The 12,980-nt window shown below is 42.7% G+C and carries 11 protein-coding genes, 1 pseudogene and 1 other annotated feature; of the genes and pseudogenes, 1 reads left to right on the forward strand and 11 read right to left on the reverse strand.

Annotated features, from left to right (window positions below):
* Nucleotides 1–113 precede the first annotated feature (113 nt).
* From R50345_RS26255 to R50345_RS26275, 5 genes and pseudogenes are all read right to left on the reverse strand, one after another.
* Entirely contained in the window at nucleotides 114–314 is a 201-nt protein-coding gene (locus R50345_RS26255; RefSeq protein ID WP_042131102.1) for a DUF2933 domain-containing protein, read from the reverse strand.
* A 75-nt stretch (nucleotides 315–389) separates the two neighbouring features.
* Entirely contained in the window at nucleotides 390–2,069 is a 1,680-nt protein-coding gene (locus R50345_RS26260; protein ID WP_042131103.1) for a glutamine--tRNA ligase/YqeY domain fusion protein, read from the reverse strand.
* 81 nt (nucleotides 2,070–2,150) lie between these two features.
* Nucleotides 2,151–2,411: a binding site (T-box leader), on the reverse strand.
* A 71-nt stretch (nucleotides 2,412–2,482) separates the two neighbouring features.
* Complete coding sequence (locus R50345_RS26265; protein WP_042131104.1) at nucleotides 2,483–4,039, reverse strand: tetratricopeptide repeat protein; 1,557 nt, start codon at nucleotides 4,037–4,039, stop codon at nucleotides 2,483–2,485.
* Between the two features lie 49 nt (nucleotides 4,040–4,088).
* Nucleotides 4,089–4,748 (reverse strand): annotated as a pseudogene (locus R50345_RS26270) (copper amine oxidase N-terminal domain-containing protein); the annotation flags it as partial.
* Nucleotides 4,749–4,758: 10 nt separating this feature from the next.
* A complete protein-coding gene (locus R50345_RS26275; RefSeq protein ID WP_042131106.1) occupies nucleotides 4,759–4,944 on the reverse strand; it encodes a hypothetical protein in 186 nt (61 codons plus the stop codon).
* 170 nt (nucleotides 4,945–5,114) lie between these two features.
* On the opposite strand from R50345_RS26275, the gene R50345_RS26280 reads away from it, so the two are divergent.
* The gene (locus R50345_RS26280; RefSeq protein ID WP_042131107.1) at nucleotides 5,115–6,326 is read left to right on the forward strand and encodes an oxalate decarboxylase family bicupin; all 1,212 of its coding nucleotides are present in this window, start codon (nucleotides 5,115–5,117) and stop codon (nucleotides 6,324–6,326) included.
* A gap of 87 nt (nucleotides 6,327–6,413) precedes the next feature.
* Here the strand turns inward: R50345_RS26280 and arsC are convergent, their stop codons facing one another.
* From arsC to R50345_RS26310, 6 genes are all read right to left on the reverse strand, one after another.
* Nucleotides 6,414–6,833: an arsenate reductase (thioredoxin) gene (arsC, locus tag R50345_RS26285; RefSeq protein ID WP_042131108.1), complete on the reverse strand. Its 420-nt coding sequence runs from the start codon at nucleotides 6,831–6,833 to the stop codon at nucleotides 6,414–6,416.
* 21 nt (nucleotides 6,834–6,854) lie between these two features.
* Entirely contained in the window at nucleotides 6,855–8,144 is a 1,290-nt protein-coding gene (locus tag R50345_RS26290; protein WP_042131109.1) for an arsenic transporter, read from the reverse strand.
* Nucleotides 8,145–8,264: 120 nt separating this feature from the next.
* Nucleotides 8,265–8,591 (reverse strand): ArsR/SmtB family transcription factor, encoded by a 327-nt coding sequence (locus R50345_RS26295; RefSeq protein WP_042131110.1) that lies wholly within the window; start codon nucleotides 8,589–8,591, stop codon nucleotides 8,265–8,267.
* 257 nt (nucleotides 8,592–8,848) lie between these two features.
* Nucleotides 8,849–10,174: a sensor histidine kinase gene (locus R50345_RS26300; RefSeq protein WP_052414746.1), complete on the reverse strand. Its 1,326-nt coding sequence runs from the start codon at nucleotides 10,172–10,174 to the stop codon at nucleotides 8,849–8,851.
* Nucleotides 10,175–10,843: a response regulator transcription factor gene (locus R50345_RS26305; RefSeq protein WP_042131111.1), complete on the reverse strand. Its 669-nt coding sequence runs from the start codon at nucleotides 10,841–10,843 to the stop codon at nucleotides 10,175–10,177. It lies immediately after the preceding gene.
* 28 nt (nucleotides 10,844–10,871) lie between these two features.
* Complete coding sequence (locus R50345_RS26310; RefSeq protein ID WP_231573952.1) at nucleotides 10,872–12,863, reverse strand: ABC transporter ATP-binding protein/permease; 1,992 nt, start codon at nucleotides 12,861–12,863, stop codon at nucleotides 10,872–10,874.
* Nucleotides 12,864–12,980 lie beyond the last annotated feature (117 nt).

A 12,980-nucleotide genomic window follows, 5' to 3' on the forward strand; every position in this document is an offset into this window, starting at 1 on the left:
ATGTTTCATTAGGAATTTTCATACGCTTGTACACTTCTGATCGACAAAAAAAACCGGACAACATCAGGAATTACCCGATCTTTGCCCGGCTTAAGCCAATTACTCCGCATTGCTTATGGTGTGAGACTTTGAATATCTCTTCTCATTTGTTCATTCTGCGTTTTCAGCTCATTCAATTCTTTCTGAAGCTCCTGATAATCAGGTGACGCTTGCTTTCTCGACCCATGCCCGTGTCCATGCTTCCCGCCCAGTCCAAACATCATAAATATCATCATTAAAGGGCAGATCAATGTAATTAACCAAGACCAATTCATAGCTTTTACCTCCTAGAAATTCTTTATGACCTCTATATCATAAAGAATACTTGTGGAGAAAGGATGTGCTGTGAATTACGAATTCTTCTTCCATGTATCCTTCAGCGGTACAATCCGGTTCAGTACCAGCTTATCTGCTGTCGTATGCTTCTTATCCACACAAAAGAATCCATGGCGGATGAATTGATATTTATCTTCTGGAAGTGCACTATCCATGGAAGGCTCCAGCAAACAATCCTTCAGAATCATTAAAGAATCTGGATTAAGATACGCGTCCCAGCGCTCATCGTCTTCTTTAGGACCGTCATTCTCTTTTAGCAGCCGCTCATATAGATGAACTTCCGCCTTGATTGCGTGTTCTGCCGATACCCAGTGGATGGTCGCTTTGACCTTACGTTCATTAAATCCACTTCCACTCTTCGTTCTCGGATCATAGGTACAGCGAAGCTCCATCACTTCTCCGGTTGCTTCGTCCTTGATCACCTCATTGCACTTAATGAAGTAGGCACCTTTTAACCTTACCTCATTCCCTATAGTCAGCCTGTGATAACCTTTAGGCGGCTCCTCCATGAAATCCTCTTGTTCAATATAAAGCGTACGTGAAAAAGGAACCTCTCTATCCCCAAGCGTCTTATCTTCACTGTTATTCTCAATCGTAAGCCATTCGCTTTGATTCTCGGGATAGTTAGTAATAACCACCTTTAGCGGCTTTAGAACAGCCATTACGCTAGGTGCCTTCGCCTTCAAATCTTGTCTAAGCGAATGCTCTAACATGGCTATATCTACAATGGTGCTATGTCGGACAAATCCGATTTCTTTCACAAAATTCCGAATACTCTCCGGCGTAAAACCTCTTCTCCGAAGTCCGCGAAGCGTGGGAAGCCTTGGATCATCCCAACCATCCACATAATGTCCTGCAACCAATTGTCTAATGTACCGTTTGCTAGTAACGACACCGGTGATGTTTACGCGTCCAAACTCCCTTTGCTTTGGAGCTTCGGGGGTATCCAGCTCATTTAGTACCCACTCATACAGGGGCCGATGATCCTTAAACTCAATGGAGCATAGGGAATGCGTAATCCCTTCGATCGCATCTTGTATAGGATGTGCAAAATCGTACATCGGATAGACGCACCAATCGTTGCCTGTTCTATAATGTTCCGCATGGATAATTCTATAAATCACCGGATCACGCAAGTTGATATTCGGTGAGCGCATATCTATTTTGGCGCGTAATACTCTGGCACCCGTAGGATAAACGCCATCCCTCATCTCTGCGAATAACTTCATATTTTCTTCCACAGAACGCTCCCGATAGGGACTGTTCCTTCCCGGCTCTGTAAGCGTCCCTCTATATGCTGTCACCTCTTCAGGTGATAAATCGCAGACATAGGCTTTTCCTTTTCGGATTAGCTTTACTGCGCTATTGTAAATTTTTTCTGAATAGTCTGATCCATAGAAAATATGGTCCGGTGAGTAGCCCATCCATTCAATATCTTCGATGATGGCATTTACATATTCCAGATCCTCTTTTAAAGGATTCGTGTCATCGAAACGCAAGTGGAACTTTCCGCCATACTTTTTTGCAGTTGTATAATTCGTGTCAATGGCATACGCACTGCCAATATGCAAATATCCGTTAGGTTCCGGTGGAAATCTGGTACAAATGTCTCTACTGTAAGTTTCAGCCTCAAGCTCTTCTTGAATAAATCTGTCGATGTAACTTCCTGCCACTACTTCTGATGGCTTATTCATTGTTGTTACCTCCTGTATATTAGTGATATCCGCCTTGTTTATCTGCAAAATAAAAAGAACCTCACCTCCAAGACTTATGGTCTTGGGGACGAAATTCTCGCGGTACCACCCCAGGTTCATTAATATGTCGCCATATTAATCTCATCAAGTACGGCAATGCATCTTTCGCAGTGCTTATACTCTAGCTCTATAACAGGAGCTCCCGTCATACCATCCCCGTCACCCGGTTCCGACATGCCGCTCAGAGGCTTGTTTCGATAAAATCCTCCTTACCCCGTTCTCATCATCCAGGGCTCTCTGTGAAGGAATGATTTTATTTACTCTTCTCGTCATCGCGTTTAATTATTTTGTATAGGATACCAAATAGATGGTCCTGTGTAAATGATGTGCTTTCTCTTCTGTCTGCTTACAATCTATTCCTCGCTCAGAGCTGTTATCAGTTCCAGCACCACTTCATTATCCGGCTCTACGGCCAAAGCTCTACGCGCGTATTCCATTGCAGCCCCTTCAGCTCCAAGCTCATAGTTACAAATCGCCATGCTATAGAGCACCGATGCTAATGGTTCTTCCGCATTGGCATGCATAGACCGCTCTAAGTAGACTAACGCCTCCTCGAACTTATCCATTTCATACAGCAGTAACCCAGCATCCAGTGAGAGGTCATAGCTCTGTTCCATCGGATAATAACCTGTCCACATGAGCTGAATCCCTCGCTGAAGATCCAGCATTTCTTCATCACTGGCATCCGGCAGCAGCTCCGAAATCTGTTCAGCACTATGGATAAACCATTCTGCATCATACCCACCTAAGCGCCAAAAAGCCAAAATCTGCTGAAGTCCCATCGTATCTATTTGCTGATCCATCCATTCCTTCATACTGAAGAAATCATCCGGGCCAAAACGCTCTATAAACCGCTTGTAGCCTAACCGAGTGTTCGTATAGCTCATCGGCGATTCCAGCATAAGAATACATCCGATGTTCAAGTTTTTATAATGATGTGAGGTAAATAAGGAATGCGCTCCTCGTTGCTCCAACGTATGCTGAATCGCATGATAGTTCGCTGTTAAGGAGAAGCTACCATGATGAATTAGCATAGGCGGCTCCGCAAATTCCCAATTCTCTATTCGGTGATCACCCTTATCCGCTGTAAGAAGTACAAACCCTCCTGTAGATAACTTAGCTAGCCGCTCCAGACAAGTAAGCCCCACCACTGGAAACAAAATATGCGAATCCTCCAGCTTCTGCTGATAGAGCTTTATAACATCGTGATAGGGATAAGTTTCCGCTTCGTAATCAGCCGCACGACGATAATGATATTGCGGGATGATTGTACCGAGTACCTCTGAGGGGTTATCCGAATCTGCATCCTCAGAATACTGAATCGACATCTCACATTCAAATATTTTACCTTCATCCACATAAATCAATTCCTGCGGGATACTGTCAAAAAAATAATTCGCCACAAGCAGCAGCGGCTGCTGTAAATCACCAGGTTTGATGCTGAGCTTAGCGTGCACTAAATACAGTTCAGTATCCTGTACAGCATCAAAACGTGCGAAATCCAGTATACCCTGCTCTACGAATGGAAGTAAGCTTGGGTGCTGCTGCCAGCTGGTTATATTTTTAACGGGTAAATCACTCATCACATAACGAAATGGAGGAAGCGGAGTCCCCGCATAATCTTTGATTTCGCATAGCTTCTTAAGGATATGGAACGCTAACCGCCCCGCTCCCGCTCCCAATTCCAGTATAGTGACTATTTCAGAGAGATGTCCTTGTCCAGCCCGATCTTGCAGGAATCCGAAGATCATTTCCGCATATGCAGTCGCAATCATAGGATTACTCGTAATATACTGCGGAACCTGATCATTATTCCAAGCCTTTAAACCCTTTTCTTCATAATAAGCCCGCTGTAATTCCCAAATGGGTGCTTCACTGAAGCGATAGTGCTGCCCTTCGTTACCTGTCATCTATTTCTTAACCTGCTCTCTGTATATCTTGTTAGAACACCTATGATACTTATTCCGCTCTCAATGTGCGTGACCTGAAAAGGACGTATTCGGCCTCTGCCGGAATGGAAACGGAAAATGACAATAATCCCGCTTTGGAGGTTAACGAATCAGGTCCTTTTAACGTTTGGTAGTAAGAATTGCCTTTGCTGTCCACACTCACCAGCTCCAGTTCCGCATTCCCTTTAGGGATGACGAAGCCGGAGGTATTTTGCACACCTAAGGTTAGTTTGTATTCTTTCCCGGATGGAGTCTGTGTCAGCGTACAGGGATATAGAGGATATGGATGTGCTGTTGTTTCCACTGGGTAAGGAGCAAGCGCTCGATCTGCCTCAGGCTTCGCCCATTCCTCCCCTTTTCTCGCACCAATGCCAAGGGTTAGTTTATTCACGTTATTGAATTGGGTTTCCCAGCGAAATGTCTTTAAACCCTCTAGGATAGGAGATGCTGGAACAAATAGGATTCCATCCTTGATCTCCGGGGCAATCCCTAATGAATCTTCTGTCTCCCCATTAAATTCTGCCTCTAGCTGTCCTGCTTTAATCTTCCCAACCGACCGGTCAAGCAGTGAAACCGTAACACTATTCGTTAGTGCGTCATAGAGCAAATCTGCACCAATCGCACTCGAAAAAGCCCGAATCGGCACCATTAATTTACCTGATTTAAAATAAGGAGCGAGTTTACCCGGAAAAAGGACGTAATACCCCCCCGTATGACAGTGGCATTACCTGAGTCCCTAACTGGACAGCCGCCGACACCGATGTAGGTGTAACCGCTGAACCTGCGGCGAACATGATCACTAACAGACCGATGACATAAGCTCTTATTTTTCCTAGTCGTTGTAAGGACTCCTTAACATGATTCATCTTAAACCCCTCTCCCTCTCTACTCCGTTTAGATCCTCAATCTATATAAGTAATAATCAATGATCCCTTGGCGCATGTCAACTTGTTCCACTTTTGTTATTCATCATAAAAGACAGGATTCTGCATATATTTTCATTGGGTTATTTAGAATCAAGAAAGGAGTGCGATGGATGACCGATGCTGGACAGGATTCACCAAGAAAGACAAATATCCCCCAGCCCGTTCGAAGCGATGGCGCAGGGGGATTAGATAAAGGACCGCGTGATATTATGCGGGATTTGGAGAATCCGGATATGTTTGTCCCTCCCGTGACCGATGCCGGTCTTGTCCCCAATTTAAAATTCTCTTTCTCTGATGTGCATATGCAGCTTAATCATGGCGGCTGGTCGAGAGAGGTGACGGTCAGGGACCTCCCCATCGCCACTACACTAGCTGGCGTAAATATGAGCCTTACCCCCGGTGGAGTACGCGAACTCCATTGGCACCAACAAGCAGAATGGTCCTATATGCTGCTAGGTCGAGCTCGAATTACTGCCGTGGATCAGAATGGCCGAAACTTCATCGCCGATGTGGGACCAGGCGATCTTTGGTATTTCCCTCCGGGTATTCCCCACTCAATACAGGGTCTTGAAGAAGGCTGTGAGTTTCTGCTTGTATTCGACGATGGAAGTTTCTCTGATCTAAACACCTTGTCCATTTCTGATTGGTTTGCCCATACTCCGAAAGAAGTGCTTTCGGCTAACTTTGGGGTGCCTGCCGCTGCATTTGACTCTATTCCCACCGAACAGGTCTATATTTATCAGGATCAGGTTCCGGGTTCATTGCAAAGTCAGAAGGTAGAATCTCCATACGGAGAGATCTCACAAACCTTTAAACATTCCTTATTGGCTCAACCTCCGCTGAAGACTCCCGGCGGGAGCGTCAGAATTGTCGATTCCAGTAACTTTCCCATCTCCAAAACCGTAGCTGCCGCATTGGTAGAAATTGAACCCGGAGGGATGAGAGAGCTGCACTGGCATCCAAATAACGATGAATGGCAATATTATCTTACCGGAAAAGGACGAATGACTGTATTTGCCGGAAACGGTGTAGCACGAACGTTTAATTACAGAGCAGGCGATGTAGGGTATGTTCCTTTTGCTTTCGGACATTATATTCAAAATACAGGCGAAGATTCCTTATGGTTTCTTGAAATGTTTAAGAGTGACCGCTTTGCTGACGTTTCTCTAAACCAATGGATGGCACTCACTCCTCATGAATTGGTTCAAAGTAACCTAGACGTTGGACGAGAGGTTATAGACGCCTTAAGGGAGGTGAAATGGCCCGTAGTAAAATACCCTAAGCCAAGCAAAAACGCCTCCGGTGTCCCCAAAGGGCGGTAAGCGTTTTTGCGAGAAATATAAGGATAAGGTATCGGGTGAAACTTATACTTTCTTGTATTTTCTTAAAAAGAAAGCTTCATCTAATAACTATTCGCCAGACTCCGCAAATTGTTTGATTCTTTCCTCTATCTGGTCACGCACACGCTGGAACACTGCCCACTTCTCTTCATCGGTGCCTTGCGCTTTTGCCGGATCATCGAAGCCCCAGTGTTCCCGTATCACCTTCGGTGGTGTCGTTGGACATTTATCCGCAGCATCCCCGCATAAGGTAACGACTAGATCAGCGTTATTCAGCAGATTAGAATCAATCATATCCGAGGTCTGTCCGGTGATATCAATTCCTACTTCGCTCATGGCTTGTACAGCTTTTGGGTTTAGACCATGGGCTTCAATTCCAGCGCTATACACGTCCCATTCCTTCCCTAAATATCGCTTAGCCCAGCCTTCGGCCATCTGACTCCGACAAGAGTTTCCTGTGCATAAAAAATAAATGGTTTTTTTGTTCATCATGATCTTCCCCTTTTCAAATTAGGTAACCAATAACCACAAATAAAGACCTAGAAGCGTAATAAACAACGTCGGGATGGTCAATATAATCCCTGTCTTAAAATACGTTCCCCAGGATATCTTCACACCTTTAGCCGACAGTACATGCAGCCACAGCAGCGTGGCTAATGAACCAATTGGAGTGATTTTAGGACCTAAATCCGAACCTATAACATTCGCATATATTAAAGCTTCTTTAATGATTCCGGTTGTATGCGTTGCATCAATTGCGAGTGCGTCAATCATTACAGTAGGCAAATTGTTCATCATCGATGAGATCAATGCGGCAATGAAGCCCATCCCCATGGTTGCAGCAAACAGACCCTGATCAGCAATTACGCCAATCGCTTTAGCAAGTAAATCTGTTAGACCCGCATTCCGAAGTCCATATACCACGACATACATTCCGATAGAGAAGAACACAATTGCCCAAGGAGCTCCTGTAATCACTTCTTTCACCTTGACGTAAGGGCTTCTTCTCGCAAGGAGCAGGAACAAAATTGCAATAATTCCCGCAATCACTGATACTGGAATATTCAAAAATCCACTGACGAAATATCCTATTAGAAGAATAGCCAGTACCATCCATGACAGTCGGAACAATTTCTTATCCTTGATAGCCTCTTGCGGTTCTTTTAGCTGAGAGTCATTAAATTGCTTCGGAATACTTTTGCGAAAAAAAATATAGAGCACCACGATACTCGCCACCAAAGAGAATAACGTAGGTACGATCATCTTCCCTGCATACTCCATAAAGGTAATCCCAAAAAAGTCGGCCGATACGATATTCACAAGATTGCTAACCACAAGTGGCAATGAGGTGGTATCCGCTATAAAACCACTGGCGATAATGAACGGAAATACTTTTTTCTCATCAAAATTCAGCGCCCTTACCATCGCAAGCACAATAGGCGTAAGAATAAGGGCCGCTCCATCGTTCGCAAAAAAAGCAGAAACCAATGCACCAAGAACGATAACATACACAAACATTCGTGTTCCGTTCCCCCGTGCCGCCCGCGCCATATGTAACGCAGCCCATTCAAAAAATCCGATACTGTCTAGAATTAATGAAATTAAGATAATTGCGACAAACGCCAAAGTAGCATTCCACACCATCTGTGTTACTTCGAGCGCATCATTAAAGCTGACGACACCTACTAATAAAGCGATGATAGCCCCGCCGCAGGCTGACCATCCAATCGATAAATTTCGAGGCTGCCAGATCACAAAGATTAAAGTTACTATAAATATAAGTATGGCTAGAAGGGCCACGTTGCCATCCCCCCTGAACTGTACAACCACATCTTTCTCAACACCCCTATAATCTACGAATAACACATCACCATATAACTATATAGTTATATATAGTCTAAAAAAATCCACAAAATAATTTTAGTCGCAGCACGTTGCTTTAAGTTCTTTATTCAGAGCAGCCAATATTGATTCAGAACTAGGCATCTCTTGAAGAACAGCTCTAAGATGCGGTTTATCCTCTACATTTAACGAATAATGTACCCACTGTCCTCGTTTGCTTTCCCTTACGATCCCTCTACTCTTCAGTTTTCGTAAATGCTGACTAATCGCCGGCTGGGATATATCAAAAATATCAACAAATTCACACACGCACCATTCCCGTTCCTTCAGAAGAGAAAGCATAGCGAGACGTGTCTTATCTCCTAGTAGCTTCAAGTCATCAGCAATATTCGTAAGTGAATCCATTTCTTCTTCCCCTCCCTCCAATGCTTATATAAGCGGACGCTTATATTATAATGATCTAGATAGGAAGACGCAAGAATTTTATGTAATTGCTTCTCTTAATTGTTCTCAGAGTTTATATTTTGATTCAGTCCTTAACTATTCATATGACTTAATATTACGTGTAAATTTGTCAGATCATATTTATAAAAAAAGACCGACAGCTCTCTCGCGAGAGCTATCAGCCTTATCTATTTCTATGGACTTATTTAGCATGTGATTTAGGTTCTTGGGATGGTTACAATAAACTGAGTACCTTCTCCTACTTTGCTCTCTACATCAATATTACAATCATGTATTTTCAGAATCTTCATTACAATGGAAAGTCCTAGTCCATTCCCTTTAAGGGCACTGCTCCGCGCTTTTTCCACCATATAGAATCGATCAAAGATGAGCGGAAGTGCTTCCTCTGGAATCCCTCGTCCAGAATCTTTAATATATACCTTCACAAACAGCTCAGATACCTCGATTTCCACATGAATGGTACCCTCTGGTTCCGTATATTTAATAGCATTATTTATTAAATTCTGCCAGACCTGATCAAATAAATCTTTATCCACGGTAATCTCGCAAGGCAATAAATCCAATTCAATTGTAATATCCTTCTGCTCCCACTGCGGTTCCGCAAATACAATCGCTCTTCTTAATTGTTCGTCTAATTGGAAGGTGGTGGGATTCACCGGATGATGTTCCGAATCGAGTGACGCTAACCGGAGCAGATTATCACTAAGCCTAGAAAGGCGTAATGTTTCCTCATAAATAATATCCAAATGCTCCTTTTGCTCTTCCAGTGGAATGACACCGTCTTGCAGCGCTCTTGTAAAGCCTCTAATCGATGTAAGGGGTGACTGCATTTCATGGGAAACATTGCTGACAAAATCATCACGAACAGAGTCCATTTTCTGCAGCTCACTTGCCATACGATTAAAGCTTTCCATCAATTCACCTAACTCATCTTTATTACGATAAGTTAATCGGACAGATAAATTGCCTGACGCCATTTCCTTAGCTGCATCTGTCAGCTTGTTGATAGGCTTCACTATATACCTGGACATGAACAAGATAAGCAAGCTTCCAATGATTAGTACAGCTAAAAGTGTAGACAAGAGCGTAATTCTCAACCCTTTTACAATCGATGAAAAATCAAGCTTGATGATGAAAGCACCTTTCGCATCATCTATCTTAGGAATCCCTACGATAGCAAGTCCACTCTTGCCCGATAGAAAAACGGCATCGCTTGTGTTTGGTTTGAACAGGGTTGCGATTTGTTCCTTATTTAACGAAAATACAGCGTTGCTTGGTTCATTAACGATCGCTATATCTATACCAAATCGATTAAGCAGGTCTGCAAACGCATCTACTTTTTCCGGATCATCGATTAAAGTTATCACCTTAGCTATATCTTTAGCTATATTAATGAACATATGGTTTGGGGTATTATTTTTTTCTGAAAACTGCGTAAAAAGAACAAAGGAAATAATTAAACTGACTAAAACAATACCAATAAAAGTAGCAACGATTCGAAGACGAAGGCTTTTTCTCAGCATCTAGGCTAGCTCCAAACGATATCCAAGTCCTCTTACCGTAGAAATAATTAGCTGCGGAATGGGTTCAAGACGTTCTCTCAAGCGTTTGATATGCACATCAACCGTCCTCTCATCGCCCTCATAATCCATTCCCCAGACATTTTCTATTAGCTGAGTCCGTGTGAAAATTTGCTTTGGCGAACCCGCCAAAGCAAATAACAATTCACATTCCTTCTTTTTTAATTCAACCGTTTGATCGGCATTAGTGACTGTTAAATTCCCTAGATCAATCGTTGCTCCCCCTAATTGAATAACATTCGAAGGGGTCACATGATATCTCTTCAATAATGATTTTACACGGAGAACCAATTCTATGGGATCAAACGGTTTTACTAAATAATCGTCTGACCCGGCATTAAATCCCCTTACTTTATCCTTAGACTCTCCTTTGGCTGTAACCATAAGGATTGGCATATCGATATAAGATCGAATATCTTCTGTCAGTTCAATACCATCGATATGCGGCATCATCACATCCACAATTGCTAAATCAATTTTCGTATGAGCTAGAATATCTAATGCCATTCGACCATCTTCCGCTTCCACTACGGAAAACTGATTTTTTTCAAGATATAATCGGATTAATTTTCGGATATGGGAATCATCATCAACCACTAGAATTGTGCTCATACATCAATGTTCCTTTCCAAAGTTGTATTTATTCGTATCTTAGAGATTCCATTGGATCGAGCTTGGCCGCCTTCGATGAAGGCATCAAACCAGCGATAATACTAATCCCTGTACTTACAACTAATCCGAATACGATATAAGATCCAGAGAGATTAATAAGCTTGACTCCGAAAGCATTTTCCAAGAAAATATTTAATCCATAGCTAATGACTGCTGCAAAGACTACCGCAATAATACCACTAAATATTCCCAATAATGCAGATTCGGAAAAGAATATTCGCTTGATATCTTTCTTTCTTGCCCCAATTGCACGAAGAATTCCAATTTCTTCAGTCCGTTCGACTACACTAATATAAAGCACAACCAAAATCATAATCCCTGATACGATGAGTGAAATCCCTGCAATACCAGACAGAACGATCGTAGCCATATCCACATAAGTCGTAATACGCTCCATGATTTTTGCTGTTTGGGAGCCCGAGAAGCCCGCATCAACAGCCGCTTTATTAATATCATTCACATATTTCATATCCGTTGCAAAAGCATTAACCTGAATCGGCCCAATGGTAATCCCTTTATCGGCATACATTTGCTCCAGTGTCTGTGTTGGAATATACCCTGTCGGTGACATTTGCGCTCTTGGATCAGTGGCTTCATAAACACCAGAGACAGTAACTTCTTTTTCCAACGTTATCGGTTTATGTTGAGCATCCATTTCAGTAATATACAGATGAATAGACTTCCCTACCATAGTATTCGGTTGGTCATTTCCGCTTAATTGGCTCGCTATTTTCGTTGGTAATAACATTTCATTTTCTTTTGGTAATGCCCCTGCTTTAATCGTCGCTTTATCAAACGTATCGTTTAAGGTGGTTAATTGTGTGAGACTACCCGTTTGATCACCAAAAACCGTAGTAGATTTGCCTGTAATGGTTGTAATGGTCTCCACATGATCTACATTTGGAAGGTTACGAATCGTTTCAACATCGGCCTTTGTAAACGAAACGCCTGGTAACATCATCGCTTCTGGACCTTTCATGTCCTTGGCTTCTGGATTCGGCTTAGTGATATCCACCAGTAAAGGGTCCATACTTGAATTAATTTCGTTATTAATATAGCTCGTGATCCCATTCCCTAAGGAAAGCATCAAAAGTACACTTAAAATCCCTATCGAACCGCCCAATGCTACCAATACATTACGTTTGGCGTTGAGCTTCATATTTTGAAGGGCCATTTTGAAAGAAGCCATTAAGCTGAGGTTTCGGGCTGAACCATCACCCCCATCGTAGGTAGCCATGGAACGTTCCTTCAAATGAATATCGTCTTTCACCAATCCCTCTTCAAGCTTAACGATACGGCTACCGTAATCAGCTACTTTTTGTGAGTGGGTCACAGTAATGACCAAAATCCCTCTTTTCGCAATGCTGTCCAACAAGACTAATATTTGATCACCTGTATCTTTATCCAGCGCACCCGTAGGTTCATCGGCCAAAATAATGTCTGGATTATTCGACAATGCACGTGCAATGGATACCCGTTGCTTCTGTCCACCGGACAGTTGATTCGGACGTTTTTTCAGATGATCCTTTAATCCTACCTCAGTCAAAATCTCTATAGCACGCTTATTCCGTTCCTTCTCACTCGTATTCGTCATCTGCATCGCAACCGTAACATTCTCCAATACTGATAAATGGGGGATCAGATTGAAGTTTTGAAATACGAAGCCGATATTATTCTTCCGATAATCATCCATTTCCTTTTCGGTCATCTTGCTCAGGTTCTTTCCGCGAACAAGGACATCGCCCTCATAATCAGAGTCCATTCCACCGATGATATTCATCAGTGTGGACTTACCACAACCGGACTCACCGAGGATGGAGACAAATTCACCTGTCTCAAAGCTTAAGTTGACATCATGGAGTACTGGAACTTTTTCCTTACCATACAAAGTATACGATTTCTTAACATTCTTAACCTCTAATATGTTCATTTTGATTTCTTCCTCTCTTGGATCACGCACTTTTTCTCTTCCTTTGATGTTTCCAATCCTAACAAATTTATGTGAACTGAAAATGAACTGAAAACTTTCATGATTTCCACAAAAAAAGACAACCTTCATTAACTGAGGTTGTCTTGT

This window comes from Paenibacillus sp. FSL R5-0345 (assembly GCF_000758585.1).
GTDB lineage: Bacteria > Bacillota > Bacilli > Paenibacillales > Paenibacillaceae > Paenibacillus_AQ.